Raw genomic sequence first — 15,608 nt, 5'->3', positions numbered from 1 at the left:
AATGGCCCTGCCCCGGGCCGGGGCGGCCGCCGGATCCACGAATGGCGGCGCCGGGCGCGTGCACCCGTGGTGGGCACACGCGCGCCGGCGCCGCCGGGCAGACGCGCTACTGGCGCTTGCCGAAGCGCTTCTCGAAGCGGGCGACCCGGCCGCCGGTGTCCATGATCTTCTGCTTGCCCGTGTAGAACGGGTGGCAGGCGGAGCAGATGTCCGCACGGATGACACCGCTCGCCTGGGTGCTGCGGGTGGTGAACGTGTTCCCGCAGGTGCACGTCACATTGGTGACGACGTACTCGGGGTGGATGTCGGCCTTCACGTGGATCTCCTCGCTGGTGGCGGTTGCCGGACGCAGGCGGCGGGCTGTACGGGGCGCAGTGGCACCCGGGAGCCCGGACGTGTGCGCGAACCGGTCCCGCGGCGGTCGATATACCAGTTTGCCAGACCTTCAACCCGGAACCGACCAGCGTCTATTCCCGCAGGCCGTTTCGGGGCCGGGCGCAACGGTCCCGGGTCAGCCGTCGGCGCCGCGCCCGGTGTCGGTGACGTCCTCGCTCGGGAAGTCGGTGGGGGTCGGGGCGGGCTCTTCGGGGGCGTCGGCCGCGGCCGGGCACATCGCGGTCTCGATCGCCGCCCACGCGGGCGGGTCGGGGTTGGCCTGGTAGCGCGCCTGGAAGAGGGTGAAGTGGCGGTCCTCGCTGTGCACGGTCCAGTTGCGGTAGCCGGGGATGTTGCCCGAGTGGGTCCACACCTCCACGCCGCAGCTGAGCGTGTAGGAGCGCGGGCCCAGGGCGAAGCCGTAGCCGTCGTCGCTGGTGGCCTGGACGGAGAGCATCTCGTCGAGCATGGGCGCCTCGAGGACCTCGCCGCCGAGCAGCGCCTGCCAGAAGCGGTTGATGTCGCTGACGGTCGAGACCACCTGGGCGGTGCCGTACCAGCGGGAGGGGTCGAACTCGGTGATGTCGCTGGGCTGGGCCTCGGCGCCGGCGTAGGGGCTCAGCGCGAGGTAGGCGTGCATGACCGGCTCGGGCATGGCGGAGCCGGCGGGGATGGAGGTTCCGGTCAGCTCCAGCGGCTCGATGATGCGCTCGGTGACGGCCTCGGCGTAGGGGCGGCCGGTGATCTCCTCGATCACCATGGCCGCCACCACGTAGTTGGTGTTGGAGTAGGCGACGTCGGTGCCCGGGGCGAAAACGGGGCCGTGGGTGTTGGCGACCGCGACCAGCTCCTCGGGACGCCAGATGCGGTCGGGGTCGTCGACCACGGCGGGCATGTCCCGGTTGTAGCTGAATAAGCCGCTGGTGTGGCTGAGGAGCATCCGCAGCGTGATCTCCTCGCCGCCATCGACCACGCCCGGCAGCAGGTCCTCCAGGGTGTCGTCGAGGTCCGCGCGCCCTTCGCCGACGAGCTGGAGCAGGGTGGCGGCGACAAAGGGCTTGGACAGGCTCGCGATGCGGAAGTGCGCGCCGGGGTCGACGGGCGCGCCCGTGGTGCGGTCGGCCACGCCGGCCACGCCGTTCCAGGTGTCGGAGCCGCCGGGGCCGGTGACGATCAGTTCGGCCACCGCCCCGCTGGAGCCCTCCTCGATCACCTCGTTCAGCGACCGCTGGAGCGTGACGCGTTCCACAGAGGTGATGCGCGGTGGCTCCTCTGTCGGAGTGGCCGCGATACTCACGGGCCGGGTGTCGCCGCCTGCGTCGTCGAGGCCCGATGACCTGGTGGCCTGCACCGCGACCAGGGTCGCGGTGGCGGCCACCGCGATCCCGGCGAGAGCGGCCCATCGCTTCTTTTCCATCGGCTCAGCATCGAAGCATGGAATGGCGGTTTTGGCGAATACGCCCGTGTTTTCTGATCTTGTGTCGGGGGAATACCAAGTGGTCCGTTCGCGGCCCCGGCGGCGCGCTCAGAAGCGCCCACGGCCGCCGGAACCCCGGTCCGTCCCGAGAACACGAAAGCGGCCCCTCCCGGTCGGGAGAGGCCGCTTCAGCGACCGCCTGGGGCGGCCGGCGCCGGGCGCCGTCCGCAGGGGGCGTCAGTGCTCGTTCGGGCCGACGGTGGTCTTCTGCACCTGGAGCAGGAACTCGGCGTTGCTCTTGGACTCCTTCATGCGGTCCAGGAGCAGCTCCAGCGCCTGCTGGGTGTCGAGGGCGTGCAGCACGCGGCGGAGCTTCCAGACGATGTTCAGCTCCTCGCCGGACATCAGGATCTCCTCCTTGCGGGTGCTGGAGGAGTCGACGTCGACGGCGGGGAAGATCCGCTTGTCGGCGAGGGACCGGTTGAGCTTCAGCTCCATGTTGCCGGTGCCCTTGAACTCCTCGAAGATGACCTCGTCCATCCGCGACCCGGTCTCGACCAGGGCCGTGGCCAGGATGGTCAGCGAACCGCCGTGCTCGATGTTGCGCGCCGCACCGAAGAACCGCTTCGGCGGGTAGAGCGCCGTGGAGTCGACACCACCGGAGAGGATGCGCCCGCTCGCCGGAGCGGCGAGGTTGTAGGCGCGGCCCAGCCGGGTGATGGAGTCGAGCAGCACCACGACGTCCAGGCCCATCTCGACCAGCCGCTTGGCGCGCTCGATGGCGAGCTCGGCGACCGTGGTGTGGTCCTCGGCGGGACGGTCGAAGGTCGAGTGGATGACCTCGCCCTTGACCGTGCGCTGCATGTCGGTGACCTCTTCGGGCCGCTCGTCGACGAGGACGACCATGAGGTGGCACTCGGGGTTGTTCTCGGTGATCGCGTTGGCGATCGACTGGAGCACCATCGTCTTGCCCGCCTTGGGCGGCGACACGATCAGCCCGCGCTGGCCCTTGCCGATGGGCGCGACCAGATCGATGATGCGGGTCGTCATGATGTTGGGCTCGGTCTCCAGGCGGAGCCGGTCCTGCGGGTAGAGCGGGACCAGCTTGTTGAACTCCGCGCGGTTGCGGGCCTGGTCGGGCGCCATGCCGTTGATGGTGTCGAGCCGGACGAGCGCGTTGAACTTCTCGCGGCGCTCGCCGTCGCGCGGCTGGCGCACGGCACCGGTGATGGCGTCGCCCTTGCGCAGGCCGTTCTTGCGGACCTGGGCCAGCGACACGTAGACGTCGTTGGCGCCCGGCAGGTAGCCGGTGGTGCGCACGAACGCGTAGTTGTCGAGGATGTCCAGGATTCCGGCGACGGGCAGCAGGACGTCGTCGTCGCTGATCACCGGCTCGGGGTCCTGGCGGTCGCGGCCGCGGCGGTCACGGCGGTCGCGCCGCCGCCCGCGGCGCCGGCCGCCGAAGTCGTCCTCGGTGGTCGCGGTGCCGCCCCGGCCCTGGCCGCCGCCCTGCTGGCCGCCGTCCTGGGACTGCTGCTCTGCGGGGGCGTCGTCGCGGTTGCCGCGGTTGCGTCGGTTGCGCTGCCGATCCCGGCCGGACTGGCCGCCCTGGGAGTCGGCGCCGCTCTTCTGGGGGGTGCTGGATGTCTTGGTCACGCTGCTCGCGGTGGTAGAGGTGTCGGGACCGTCCGACTGGCGGCCCTGGTCGGCGGGCTCGTCGCGCTTGGCGCGGGACGACCGGCGGCTGCGGGTGGCGGTCTTCTCGGACCGGTCCGCCTGTTCCGGCTCACCGACGCGCGCGCCCGGTTCGGACTGCGCCGCCGAGGTCTCGCCGGGGGCGAGGTCGGCGACCGCGCCCGTGCGTGGCGCGGAACGCCGTCCGGAGGCCGCTCCGTCGGTCGCATCGACCTTATCGGCTGCGGGCCTGCTGTCGGGGGTCTTCGCCGATTTCGCGGCCTGTGGCGCGGAAACGGGCCCGCCCTGCTTGGTCTCGATCGCGGCGATGATGTCGTTCTTGCGCATCCGCCCCGTGCCCGTGATACCGAGACTCGACGCCAGCCGCTGAAGCTCGGTGAGCTTGAGCGCCGACAACCCGGTACCGCCGGCCTGGCGCCGGGAGCGCGTCGGCGCGCTCTTGGCGGCAGGTGCCGCGGAGTCGCCGGATTCCGCACCGGGCGCGGTGGTGTTCTGCTGCGTGCTGACCGCCGCGTCCGTGTGGAGTTCGGTGGTGTCGCTCACTAAGGGTCCTTCCCAAGGAGCGGGCTAGGCCGTCATTGTGTGGTGAACGGCCGGCCCGGTGGTGCGAACCGGCGGGGGCCGGGTCGGGCTTGCCCCACGTGGATGTCGGGATCCGTCGAACGGGGCCCTTACCCAATCGCGGCGGGCTCTGGGTACAGCCAGACATTGGGGCGATGAGCTCGGTCGTGCTGCCCGTGGACCATTCTGTCGCTCTCGCCGGACGAGTGATCGACTTCGGTGGGGTAGGCAGAGCCACGGATGCGCCGCGAACTCGACACAGTGGCCACGCAATGCACTCGCGGATGAGAGACCACGCGCGCGGACGCGGAAGACACTGTGGCGGATGAGCACACGCCCCGCATCGGGGCATCTGGTGCTTCACCTAGCCTAACATCACCGGAGCCCACAGCTATTCCTCGACACAGGTTCATGAACGGGGAGAACTGACCCACACCCCTGCCGCATCGATTCTTAAGGGGTGTATGTGCCATGCAGTACCCGTTCGTTCCCGTATTGAATCAACCCTCGCCTCACAGATTTGCGTGACGTCACCCTGGTCGGTGGATTCCCCGCCGCTCACGGACGCCTCATCGGCGTGGCCGAGGACGAGCACGGTGGGGCCCGCGCCCGAGACGACGGCGGCAAGGCCGTCGCGCTCACGCAGTTCCCGGATCAACGCCGCGCCGGCGGGCATGGCCGGCGCGCGGTACCCCTCATGCAACCGGTCCTCGGTCGCCTCCAGCAACAGTTCGGGATGGCCGGAAACGGCCGCGACGAGCAGCGCCGCGCGACCGGCCGAAAATGCGGCGTCGGCGTGCGGGACCCGGTCGGGCAGCAGGCCGCGCGCCTTCTCCGTCGACAGCCGCTCCCCCGGCACGCACACGACCGGCCGCAGCGCCGGGGAGGTCGGCAGGCGCAGCGCGCCCCACCCGTCCCTGCCGCTCCAGGCGACGGTGAACCCGCCGTGGACGCAGGGGGCCACGTTGTCGGGGTGGCCCTCCAGGTCGGCGGCGATCCGGAACAGCCGGTCGCGGTCGACCGCATCGGCGCCGTGGATGAACGCCAGCGCGACCGCGGTACCGGCCACGATCGCCGACGCCGAGGAGCCCAGCCCGCGCCCGTGCGGGATGGCGTTGCGGCAGCGCAGGTCCACCCCGGGGAACTCCGCTCCCTCGGCCTCGTAGGCGTGGCGCATGGCCCGCACCACGAGGTGGGAGCCGTCGAGGGGCACCTCGCCCGCGCCCTCCCCTTCGACGGTGACGGTCACCTCTCCGTCCTCGCGCGGGCGGGCCTCGACCTCGTCGTGGAGGTCCAGCGCCAGGCCGAGGGCGTCGAAACCGGGCCCGAGGTTGGCGCTGGTGGCGGGCGTTCTCACGTGCACGCGCGTGGGGCGCGTCTGGGACATGCGGGGTCTCCGGGCGGGGTGGGGAAAAAGGGGTGGGGGCCTAGCCGAGGCCGAGGGCGGAGGCGGCCGCACCGGCGTCGACGGGGACGGTCGTGGCCGAGGACGCGCCGGCCAGCGCCCAGTCGGGGTCCTTGAGGCCGTTTCCGGTCACCGTGCACACCACGCGGCTGCCGCGTTCGATGTGCCCGGCGCCGACCGACTGGAGCAGCCCGGCGACGCTGGCCGCAGAGGCGAGTTCGACGAACACGCCCTCCTCGGCGGCGAGCATCCGGTAGGCGGCCAGGATCTGGCGGTCGGTCACGGCGTCGATGCGCCCGCCGGACTCGTCGCGCGCGTTCTCGGCGAAGGTCCAGGAGGCGGGGTTGCCGATGCGGATCGCGGTGGCGATGGTGCGCGGCTGCTGCACCGGGGCGCCGTTGACGATCGGCGCCGACCCGCTGGCCTGGAAACCGAACATGCGCGGCCGGCGCGTGGCGAGCCCGTCGTCGGAGTACTCCTTGTAGCCCATCCAGTAGGCGCTGATGTTGCCGGCGTTGCCGACCGGCAGGCAGTGGATGTCGGGCGCGTCGCCGAGCGCGTCGACGATCTCGAAGGAGGCGGTCTTCTGGCCCTGGAGGCGGTAGGGGTTGACCGAGTTGACCAGCGCGACGGGGTAGTCCACCGAGAGCTTGCGGGCGAGCTCCAGGCAGTCGTCGAAGTTGCCGTCGACCTGGAGCAGCTTCGCGCCGTGCACGAGCGCCTGGGCGAGCTTGCCCATGGCGATCTTGCCCTGGGGGACGAGGACCGCGCACGTCATCCCGGCGCGCACCGCGTAGGCGGCGGCGCTGGCGCTGGTGTTGCCGGTGGAGGCGCAGATGACGGCCTTCGCACCGTCCTCGGCGGCCTTCGTGATGGCCATGGTCATCCCGCGGTCCTTGAAGGACCCGGTGGGGTTGAGGCCTTCGACCTTGAGGAAGACCTCGCATCCCGTCAGCTGCGACACCCGGTTGGCGGGTACCAGCGGGGTCCCGCCCTCAAGGAGTGTGACGACCGGGGTCTTGTCCGTGACGGGAAGGCGGTCGCGGTACTCCTCGACGACGCCTCGCCACGCCCGTGCCATGCTCACGACGGGGCCCTTTCGCAATGGGTGGAACCTGGAAGACAGTGGAAATCGGTGATCCGCGCCCGTGCGGCGCGGATCGCGGCCGGCGCACGCGGCGCCCGGCGGCGGGTCGGCCATCGGGGGTACCCGTGCGGCCTCGCGGTGGGAACGAGTCTAGGCCCCCGGGAGCACCGCACACGCATCCGGCCTGGCCGGTCTCACCAGCTGGGACGCGGGGTCAGTTCCCCTCGGCAAAGGCCTCCACCCGCATCACCGACGCCACCGACCGCACCTCGTCCAGCGCGCGCAGCCGCTCCACGGTGGCGGCCAGGGCGGCGTCGGGCGCCTGGTGGCTGACCAGCACGAGCTGGGCGTCGTCGCCGAACCCCTCCTGGCGGACGTTCTTGATGGAGACCCCGTTGTCGGCGAAGACCTCGGCCACGCGCGCCAGGACGCCCGGGCGGTCGGCGACGTCGAGGGCCACGTGGTAGCGGGTCACGGTCTGGCCCATGGGGTGCACCGGCAGCCCGGTGTCGTGGGCGCCCTCGGACACAGAGGTGGCGGCGAGCCGGTTGCGGGCGACCGCCACCAGGTCGCCGAGGACCGCGCTCGCGGTGGGGGCGCCGCCGGCGCCCGCGCCGTAGAACATCAGCCGGCCGGCGGACTCCGCCTCGACGAACACCGCGTTGTAGGCCTCCGTGACGGTGGCGAGCGGGTGCTCGCGCGGCAGCATCACCGGGTGGACGCGCACGCCCACCGACGCGCCGTCGGTGGAGCGCTGGCAGATGGCGAGGAGTTTGACCACGCAGCCCATGGCCTTCGCGCTGGCGATGTCGCCCGCGGTGACCTCGGTGATGCCCTCGCGGTGCACGTCGGCGGCGGTGACCTGCTGGGTGTGGAAGGCCAGGCGGGCCAGGATGGCGGCCTTGGCCGCGGCGTCGAAGCCCTCGACGTCGGCGGTGGGGTCGGCCTCGGCGTAGCCGAGCGACTGGGCCTCCTCCAGCGACTCCGTGAACCCGGCGCCGAGGGCGTCCATGCGGTCCAGGATGAAGTTGGTGGTCCCGTTGACGATGCCCATGACGCGGTGCACGCGGTCGCCGGCCAGCGAGTCGCGCAGCGGGCGCACCAGGGGGATCGCGCCGGCGACGGCCGCCTCGTAGTAGACGTCGACCCCGGCTTCACGGGCGGCGGTGTGGATGGCCACGCCGTCCTCGGCGAGCAGCGCCTTGTTCGCGGTGACGACCGACTTGCCGGCCTTGACAGCGGCGAGGATGAGCGAGCGCGCGGGCTCGATGCCGCCGATCACCTCAACGACCAGGTCGATGTCGTCGCGTGTGACCAGGCCCATGGCGTCGGTGGTGAACAGCGCCGGGTCGATGCCCGTGCCCCGGTCGCGCCCGAGGCGGCGGACGGCAATGCCGCCGATCTCCAGGGGCGCGCCGACGCGCGCGGCGAGCTCGGCCGCCTGCTCGTCGAGCAGCCGCACCACTTCGGCACCAACAACGCCGCATCCGAGCAGCGCCACCTTCATCGCCATAAGAGGGGAACTCCCACTTCTCTCACGTCGTTCGATCGGGTCCCGGCCCCTGCCGGGCCCGTCATGGCCGGTCCGGCTCCGTCAGCCTACGTCCAGGCGGAGCAGGTCCTCCTCGGTCTCCCTGCGCACCAGTGTGCGGGAGCGGCCGTCGCCGACCGCGACCAGGGCCGGGCGCGGGATGTGGTTGTAGTTGCTCGCCATGGAGTGGCAGTAGGCGCCGGTGGCCGCGACCGCCACCAGGTCGCCGGGGCGCAGGTCCGCGGGCAGGTACAGGTCGTGCACGATGATGTCGCCGCTCTCGCAGTGCTTGCCGACCAGCCGCGACAGCATCGGCGGGGCGTCGCTCTCTCGGGACGCGAGGACGCAGGTGTACTCCGACCCGTAGAGGGCGGTGCGGATGTTGTCGCTCATGCCGCCGTCGACGCTGACGTAGGTGCGGATGCCCTCGACGTCCTTGACGGTGCCCACCCGGTACAGGGTGACGCCGGCGGGGCCGGCCACGGCGCGGCCGGGTTCCACGGCGATCCGCGGCATGGGCAGGCCGTGGGTCTCGCATTCGCGGCGGACGATGTCGAGCAGGCTCTTGGCGATGGTGCGGGGGCCGAGCGGGGTGTCGCCGGGCACGTAGGCGATGCCGAGGCCGCCGCCGAGGTCGAGTTCGGGCAGGGAGACGCCCATCTCGGCGTGGATACGGGTCAGGAAGGCGGCCACCCGGCGCGCGGCGACCTCGAACCCGGCGGTGTCGAAGATCTGCGAGCCGATGTGGGAGTGCAGGCCCACCAGCGAGATGTGGCCGGCGGCGAGCACGCGGCGCACGGCCTCCTCGGCGGCGCCGGTGCTGAGCGCGAAGCCGAACTTCTGGTCGTCGTGGGCGGTGGCCACGAACTCGTGTGTGTGGGCCTCGACGCCGGTGGTGACGCGGATCAGCACGTCGGGGACGCGGTCGCGTTCGGCGGCCAGGCGCTCCAGGCGGTCGATCTCGTCGAAGGAGTCGACGATGATGCGGCCGACCCCGGCGTCGACGGCGCGGGCCAGCTCGGCTTCGGACTTGTTGTTGCCGTGCATGCCGATCCGGTCGGCGGGGAACCCGGCGGCCAGAGCGACGGCCAGCTCGCCGCCCGTGCACACGTCGAGCTTCAGGCCCTCCTCCAGCACCCAGCGGGCGACGGCCTTGGTGAGCAGGGCCTTGCCGGCGTAGTAGACGTCGGCCTCGGCCTCGTTGAAGGCGGCGCGGTAGTCGCGGGCGCGGGCGCGGAAGTCCTGCTCGTCGAGCACGTAGAGCGCGGTGCCGTGCTCGGCGGCGAGGGCGGAGACCGGCACGCCGCCGATCGCCAGTTCACCGGCGACGCGGGTGGCGGTGGCGGGCCACACCCGGGGGTCGAGTTCGGAGAGGTCCTGCGGCGGGCTCGGCGGGTTCTCCTCGGGCAGCACGTCGGCGTGGCGCGGACCGGCGGGGTGGGCGTAGCGGCTCATGGGCGTGGACTCTCGGCGTTGCGTCGGGTGATCGGATGGATGGTCGCTCCGGCGGGTGTCCGGGGCGGCCGTCCGGGGTGGAGCCGGTGCGGCGGCCGCGACGACGGGGGCCCTGCCGGCGCGCGTCCTCGGCGGGAGGGTGCCGTCGTGTCGGGTGGGGGACCTGGGCAGGCACGGCGCGGTGGGTTCAGAGCCTTGTGGGCGCGGACACACCGAGCAGGGAGAGGCCCGTTGCCAGGGCCCCGGCGGTTGCGGCGCACAGAGCGAGCCGCGCGGCCACGGCCTCCCCGCCCTCGTCACACGCGGCGGGACGACCTGCGACCGGACGGGCGTCCTCCCCCGGGACACCGCCGCAGGACTCCCACCACCCATGGTAGGCATCCGCGAGACCTTCGAGGTATCTGACCAGGATATGAGGTTCCCCCCGCCGCGCGGCGGTGAGCACCACCCCGGGCCCGTCGAACAGCTCCCCCACCAGTTCCGCCGCCGCGCCCTCCCCCCAGACCCGGACGGCGACCGCACCGGCCCCGGCCACCGGCGCCACCCGGGCGGCGGAACGCGCCGGGCCGTGACCTGCACCCGCGGGCGATGGCTGCGATGAGGGCGGTGTCTCCTCTCCCGGCCGGCCGAACGGCGACGGGGCATCGGACGGTGGCTCCTCGGCCGGAGGACGCGCGGACGATGGGACGGCCGGCACAGGCCCGGCTGAGGACTCCGGATCGCCGGTCGCGCGGTCGTGGGCCCAGGCGATGCTGCGCACCGCGTGGGCATGGGCGTAGCGGACGGCGAAGGCGGGGTTCGCCGCCACCAGGCGGGCCCACTCCCCCGGCTCCTCCGCGGTCGGCACGGCCGGCAGGCCGGAGCCGGTGGCCTCCCCGGGCTTCGGGCGGTCGGGGACCGACCGGCAGAACGCGATCCGCGCGGACGCCTCCCCGATCACGCCGAGCAGCCGGGCGGCCGCGCCCGCGCCGGGCGGCGCGTCGAGGTAGGGGTCCCGCCACGTCACTTCGGCGGGCGCGCCGTCCCCGGGCACCGGGAACGGGGGGCCGCCCGTGGCGGCGGACGCGTCACCGGTCGCCCGAAGCGGGAAGCCGGCGGGACGCAGGTCCGGGTCCGCGGCGTCCGCCGCGGATGTGTCCCCTCCCGTGGTACCCGCTCCCCCGGCGGCGAGCCGGTCGGCCGCGCGGGTGATGCGGCCGGCAGCGGCGGCGATACGCCTGCGGGCGTCGTCGCGGGCGAGGTCGCGGGCTTCGGCGACCGACCCTGCGAGGTGCAAGGGCGACAGCGCCGCGGGCGAGGCCGCGTCCTCGCGGCCGTCGGCGCCGCCCGCCGAAGGCGCCGGAAGCGGGCGTCCGGAACCGGGCCGTCCTTCGCGGGGCCGCATCTCATGGGGCCGTGCCCCAGGGGGCCCACTGTGGAGGGGGCCACCGCCGAAGGGGCCGAGGTGAAGGTGCTCGCCGTGCAGGGGACCTCCGCCGGTCAGGTAGGCGGGGTCGTCGGCCGCCGCGCGGACCACCGACAGCCGGACTTCGGGCGGCAGTGTGACGGCGACGAATCCGCGGCCTTCGGCGTCCGCGTCGGCCACCTGCGGGTGGTCGCGCAGCACGGCCGCGATATCGGCGGCCACCTCCGCCGCCGGGCGCCCGGCCGGGCCGGCCAGGCGCAGCGGCAGGGCGCTGGCGTAGTCGCCGCTCTCGCCTGCGGGCACGCGACGCGGCTGTGCCGACGGGACCTTCACGCCGCCGCCCACGACCTCGGCCGCGGCCCGGCGGAACAGCGCGTCGACCCACCACGGCGTCGCCGCCTCCAGCGCCGTCCCGCCGTCCGTCCGCTCCCCCACTGCCACCCCGCTGTCCGCCGCTCCCGGTCCTTGTTCGATCGTGCCCGTAACTCAGGGCAGGCCGGCGAGGTCGCGGACGGTGACGATGAGCTCGTTGGGGTCGAACGGCTTGGTCAGGTAGGCGTCGACGCCGATCTCGCGGCCGCGCCGCACGTCGTCCTCCTGGGCGCGGGCGGTGATGAGGACGACCTTCATCCCGCGGGTCTCCTCGTTCTCGCGCAGGCGCAGGGCCGTGACCCAGCCGTCCAAGCGCGGCATCATGACATCAAGGGTGATGACGTCGGGCCGCACGTCGCCCACGCGGTCGAGGCAGTCCTGACCGTCGACCGCCGTGTGGACCTCGAAGCCCTCAAGTTGCAGGTTGACGGTGATGAGCTGCCTGATCACCTCGTTGTCATCGACCACCAGTACCCGTGCCAGTGCTTCACCCACGGCCGCGAGACTAGCGCCCGGGGCCCCGCCCCCGCTGGCGTATGCCTGAACGCACGGAAAACTGCGCGATCCACCCCCGGCCCCCTGCTAGGGTTGGTCCCGCAGCTGGCCCCCTTAGCTCAGGGGATAGAGCAACGGCCTCCGGAGCCGTGTGCGCAGGTTCGAATCCTGCAGGGGGCACCGCACAAAAGGGAACACTCATAGGAGTGTTCCCTTTCGCTTTCTTCATCGCACCCGGGTGGTCGAAAGGCCTGGTCCGATACCTGTCGGAGTTCCCGGACGGTTTCCACCGCCGGCGAGCGACCCACGTCACAACGTCCACGGCTTGAGTATGCCGTGGCGGCATGGGCTTTCCTTTTTTGTGCATACGTACGAGCAAGGGAACGCCATGGCGAAGCAGAATGCACGGCCTGCGGACAGCAGGGACATGTATGCCGTCCACACCATGTTCCGGCGTGAGTTTCGCGCGCTGCCGGCGCTGATCCGGGGAGTCGCGGCGCATGACCGGGCGCGGACGCAGATCGTCGCCGATCACGTCGCCCTGCTGGTCGAGCTGCTGCATGTGCACCACCGCAGCGAGGACGACCACTGCTGGCCCAAGCTGGCGAGCCGGGGACCGGAGGACGTGGCGGCCATCGTCGACCTGATGCAATCGCAGCACAAGGTCGTCGACGCGGCACTCCAGGACACGGAGGTGCAGGCGTCCCGGTGGCGGGATTCGGCGACGGCGGAGGACCGCGACATGCTCGCCGGCGCGATCGACCGGCTTCTTCCGCCGCTGTGCGAGCATCTCGACGCCGAGGAGGAGAAGATGCTCCCGCTCATCGACCGGTACCTGACCGCCGACGAGTGGGCCGAAGTCGGCAGTAAGGGCCTAGGAAACATCTCCGCCGGAAAGGTTCCGGTGCTGTTCGGAATGCTGCTCCAGGATGCCTCCACCGAGCAGCGTGCTCTTTTCAAGGAAGCCGTCGGCGCTCCGGCGTTCGCGGTGATGTCCAAGGTCGGCCCGATCGCCGTGAAGCGCTACCGGAATACGGTGTTCTCCCCTTAGCTGCATATTCTTCTCCCAGGATGATCCGCGGCCTCGGTGTCGCGCCGTGCGAGACGAGCCTCCCCGGCCTCGGCCCACAGGTCCCGCGTACGGCGACGCCGTAGGCTTCTTCCGGTTTCTCACACGCTCACGGACGCCATACTTGCGTCGCCTTCCGGGTATACCTCCGGGACTCACCGATGCATTGAGGGCGTGCCTGCGCGGGGATAGCGTGGGAGATCCACGCGGCGCACCCCTATGCCCCGGATCCCGGGGCGTTCGCGGGACCGTTGATTCCCCTTCTGGACGGTCGGCCATGGCTGATCAATCGGCGTCGAATACGCGTCTCATCCGCCTCCAGCGCGAGGCGGGCCTGAGCGGCGAGGAACTCGCGCGGAAGGTGAATGCCGCCGGCCGGGAAATGGGGGTTTCCCTGCGGTACAGCCGCGCGTCGGTGAGCCAGTGGCGGTCGGGCACCCGGCCGCGGCCGCCGGTGCCGGGTCTCATCGCGGAGGTGCTGTCGCGGAGCCTCGGCCGGTCGATCACCGCCGCGGACGCCGGGTTCCCCCAGGGCGGCGGGGCCGTCTCCTCCGGAGACGATCCCCTCGATTCCCTCGACGCGCTCGCCCGCCTCGACCGGACGGGCGGCGCCTCTCCGGAGGACCACGGGCACTCCGAACACGTCTTCACCCTCCACGGTCTGGTCGCCCCCGCGTGGCACCCGCGCACCGTGTCCCCGGCACCGCACGGACGCGGCCCGCACCCGATGCGGATCGGCCAGAGCGAGATCGACGCCGCCGATGAGATGCTCGCCGTCTTCTCCAAAGCCGAGGCCCTGCACGGCGCCAGCCGGGTCGCGCCGCTGCTCCGCGACTACCTCCAGCGCACCATGGCCTTCTGGCTGCGCTGCCCGGCCGGCGCGGATACGCGGCGCCGGCTCCTCCGGACGGCCGCGCACCTCGCCTACCTGTGCGGATTCGCCTACTTCGACCTGGAGGAGCACGGTCTCGCGCAGCGCTTCTACCGCATCTCCCTGCTCCTCGCCGCCGAGGGCGACGACGCTTGGGGGTACGCGGTGGCCCTGCGCGCCATGAGCGTGCAGGCGTTCCACCTCGGCCACCACGGCCACGCCCTCGACCTGTCGTCGGCCGCCGTCCACACCGCGCCGCGCGAAACCGACCGCGTATCGAAGGCCTTCTTCCACGGCCAGGTCGCCGTCACCCAGGCGCAGCAGGGAGGCAGGGAAGCGGCGCTCCGGTCCCTGCGCTCGGCCGAGCGGCATCTGGAGGCCGCGACGAGCCGCCCTGGGCCGCTGGCCTACCACTGGGCGGCACTCGCCCACCAGCGCGCGGTCGTGCGCGGCCTCCTGGGCGACCGCCGCGGCGCGACGTCGGATTTCGTGAACGCCGTGCGATGGCGCCCCGCCTCCGAACGGCGTTCAACGGCGCTGCTCTACGCACGGCTGGCCGAGCACCAGCTGAGCGGGGGCGAACTCGAACAGGCGGCGGTCAACTGGCACCGCTTCCTCGATATCTATCCCTCGATCCGCAGCGGACGCGCGCGCTCTGCTCTCGCGGTCCTGCGCGCCCGGGTCCGCCCCCACGCCGCTCACACCTCCGGGCAGTACCTGCTGGCGCGGGCCACCGAACTGTGGCGGCTGCCCGCCAGGGACCTGTGAGCCGCGGTGCGCGCCACCCTGCCGAACGGCGTGCCCGGCGTTTTCGCGCCGATGCTCCGGGAGCGGCGATCCTCGACGGTCAGCGGCCCTACTCCGGCGAGGGTCGTGATCAGCTCCTCGGTGAGCCCGGCGTGCGCGTGCTCGCCGAGCGCCATCCCGATGCGGGTGCGGCCGGCGAGCCATTCCGGGCGGACCACCATGCGCTCATCGACGGTGTGCACTTCGGCCTGCGGCGTCTCCGCGTGACCGGCACCGGAGGGGGCGCCGGACTCCCCGCCCACCACGAGGACGACATCGGACTCCTCGAACCGCCCGCGGCAACGGCGCGGGGCGCCGTCGAAGAGCGTCAGCCGCCGCGTGCGCATCACGGCCATCCATGACTCCGTGACGTCCCGGGCGATCGCGATCCCCCGGTCGTCATCCGACCGCGCACCGATCGCGATGCCGACGGGCAGGCCCGACTCGGGGTCGAGGTAGCTGGCGGCACAGACGGTCGCCTCCCCGGTCTCGCGATCGGGGTGCATGTCGAGCCCGCCCACGCGCACGTCGCGGCCGCGGCCACGGGCGTGGGCGGCGACGAGCGGCGCGGCCGGGCTCGGCACCCGCCCCCGTCGCGGGTCGCGGAAGGACTCCACGACCACCACCTCGCCCTCGCACACACCCGATGCGGCGATCCACGCCAATATCCGCGTTCTGCCCACAGTCGCCCTCGTGCCTTCGTATCACTGGAAATGAACCGAAGGATGAGAATCCCCGGCAACACCCATTCTGGCCAGCCTAAGGAACAGATAAACCGAGAGCTCAAACCTTTGAGTGATTGATCACCATCGCATCACGGATATTCTCCACCTTTCTCCATATTCGGATTTACGCGATCAAACATGACGCGCGCGGGAAATGTGTTAAATCCGTTTCGCCTGTTGACGGACGATTTCCGGCTACTTCTTCCCTCGGCGGGCTCCGGGAGGTCTACTGGACTCTTCCCCGCCATAACGGCGGAACCGCGGTCGGCGCGAGGGGCGATCCCGCGCACTCAAGACCGCTCACGAAAACCCCAAACCGAACCACCGGACCGGACCGCTTGCGCGCCCATGACCCGAGC

The 15,608-nt window shown here is 72.1% G+C and carries 12 protein-coding genes and 1 tRNA gene; 3 read left to right on the top strand and 10 right to left on the bottom strand.

Annotated elements, in window-relative coordinates; genetic code table 11:
• Positions 1-106: 106 nt before the first annotated feature.
• The 9 genes from rpmE to ACFOVU_RS04030 all read right to left on the bottom strand — a co-directional run bounded on the left by rpmE (position 107) and on the right by ACFOVU_RS04030 (position 11,798).
• Positions 107-316 (bottom strand): 50S ribosomal protein L31, encoded by a 210-nt coding sequence (gene rpmE, locus ACFOVU_RS04070; RefSeq protein ID WP_378529910.1) that lies wholly within the window; start codon positions 314-316, stop codon positions 107-109.
• Positions 317-511: 195 nt separating this feature from the next.
• Positions 512-1,792: a serine hydrolase domain-containing protein gene (locus tag ACFOVU_RS04065; protein ID WP_378529909.1), complete on the bottom strand. Its 1,281-nt coding sequence runs from the start codon at positions 1,790-1,792 to the stop codon at positions 512-514.
• 237 nt (positions 1,793-2,029) lie between these two features.
• Positions 2,030-4,030 (bottom strand): transcription termination factor Rho, encoded by a 2,001-nt coding sequence (gene rho, locus ACFOVU_RS04060; RefSeq protein ID WP_378529908.1) that lies wholly within the window; start codon positions 4,028-4,030, stop codon positions 2,030-2,032.
• Positions 4,031-4,457: 427 nt separating this feature from the next.
• On the bottom strand, positions 4,458-5,435 hold the full coding sequence (gene thrB, locus ACFOVU_RS04055) for a homoserine kinase (RefSeq protein WP_378529907.1): 978 nt from the start codon (positions 5,433-5,435) through the stop codon (positions 4,458-4,460).
• A 40-nt stretch (positions 5,436-5,475) separates the two neighbouring features.
• A complete protein-coding gene (thrC, locus tag ACFOVU_RS04050) occupies positions 5,476-6,534 on the bottom strand; it encodes a threonine synthase (protein ID WP_378529971.1) in 1,059 nt (352 codons plus the stop codon).
• 220 nt (positions 6,535-6,754) lie between these two features.
• Positions 6,755-8,053: a homoserine dehydrogenase gene (locus ACFOVU_RS04045; protein ID WP_378529906.1), complete on the bottom strand. Its 1,299-nt coding sequence runs from the start codon at positions 8,051-8,053 to the stop codon at positions 6,755-6,757.
• An 81-nt stretch (positions 8,054-8,134) separates the two neighbouring features.
• Positions 8,135-9,526 carry a diaminopimelate decarboxylase gene (lysA, locus tag ACFOVU_RS04040; RefSeq protein WP_378529905.1) on the bottom strand — a complete coding sequence of 464 codons (1,392 nt, stop codon included), beginning with the start codon at positions 9,524-9,526 and terminating at the stop codon, positions 8,135-8,137.
• Between the two features lie 187 nt (positions 9,527-9,713).
• Positions 9,714-11,366, bottom strand: coding sequence for a DALR anticodon-binding domain-containing protein (locus ACFOVU_RS04035; RefSeq protein WP_378529904.1), 1,653 nt, complete (start codon positions 11,364-11,366; stop codon positions 9,714-9,716).
• Between the two features lie 51 nt (positions 11,367-11,417).
• Positions 11,418-11,798, bottom strand: a complete 381-nt coding sequence (locus ACFOVU_RS04030; protein ID WP_378529903.1) for a response regulator — start codon at positions 11,796-11,798, stop codon at positions 11,418-11,420.
• 108 nt (positions 11,799-11,906) lie between these two features.
• Here ACFOVU_RS04030 and ACFOVU_RS04025 point away from each other — a divergent pair.
• From ACFOVU_RS04025 to ACFOVU_RS04015, 3 genes are all read left to right on the top strand, one after another.
• Positions 11,907-11,978: transfer RNA gene (locus tag ACFOVU_RS04025), tRNA-Arg, on the top strand.
• Between the two features lie 208 nt (positions 11,979-12,186).
• Entirely contained in the window at positions 12,187-12,849 is a 663-nt protein-coding gene (locus ACFOVU_RS04020; RefSeq protein ID WP_378529902.1) for a hemerythrin domain-containing protein, read from the top strand.
• Between the two features lie 295 nt (positions 12,850-13,144).
• Complete coding sequence (locus tag ACFOVU_RS04015) at positions 13,145-14,506, top strand: tetratricopeptide repeat protein (RefSeq protein ID WP_378529901.1); 1,362 nt, start codon at positions 13,145-13,147, stop codon at positions 14,504-14,506.
• Here ACFOVU_RS04015 and ACFOVU_RS04010 read toward each other — a convergent pair.
• On the bottom strand, positions 14,437-15,189 hold the full coding sequence (locus tag ACFOVU_RS04010; protein WP_378529900.1) for a hypothetical protein: 753 nt from the start codon (positions 15,187-15,189) through the stop codon (positions 14,437-14,439). The genes ACFOVU_RS04015 and ACFOVU_RS04010 overlap by 70 nt on opposite strands.
• Between the last annotated feature and the right edge of the window lie 419 nt (positions 15,190-15,608).

It is taken from the genome of Nocardiopsis sediminis, assembly GCF_042650565.1.
GTDB lineage: Bacteria > Actinomycetota > Actinomycetes > Streptosporangiales > Streptosporangiaceae > Nocardiopsis_B > Nocardiopsis_B sediminis.
Note: the sequence above shows the minus strand (reverse complement) of the source record. Positions and strands in the feature narration are given on the sequence as shown.

Excerpts from the sequence above, each read along its gene's own strand:
- ACFOVU_RS04065 (WP_378529909.1), bottom strand. The coding sequence starts at position 1,792 with ATGGAAAAGAAGCGATGGGCCGCTCTCGCCGGGATCGCGGTGGCCGCC.
- ACFOVU_RS04015 (WP_378529901.1), top strand. The coding sequence starts at position 13,145 with ATGGCTGATCAATCGGCGTCGAATACGCGTCTCATCCGCCTCCAGCGC.
- ACFOVU_RS04020 (WP_378529902.1), top strand. The coding sequence starts at position 12,187 with ATGGCGAAGCAGAATGCACGGCCTGCGGACAGCAGGGACATGTATGCC.
- thrB (WP_378529907.1), bottom strand. The coding sequence starts at position 5,435 with ATGTCCCAGACGCGCCCCACGCGCGTGCACGTGAGAACGCCCGCCACC.
- lysA (WP_378529905.1), bottom strand. The coding sequence starts at position 9,526 with ATGAGCCGCTACGCCCACCCCGCCGGTCCGCGCCACGCCGACGTGCTG.
- ACFOVU_RS04045 (WP_378529906.1), bottom strand. The coding sequence starts at position 8,053 with ATGGCGATGAAGGTGGCGCTGCTCGGATGCGGCGTTGTTGGTGCCGAA.
- thrC (WP_378529971.1), bottom strand. The coding sequence starts at position 6,534 with ATGGCACGGGCGTGGCGAGGCGTCGTCGAGGAGTACCGCGACCGCCTT.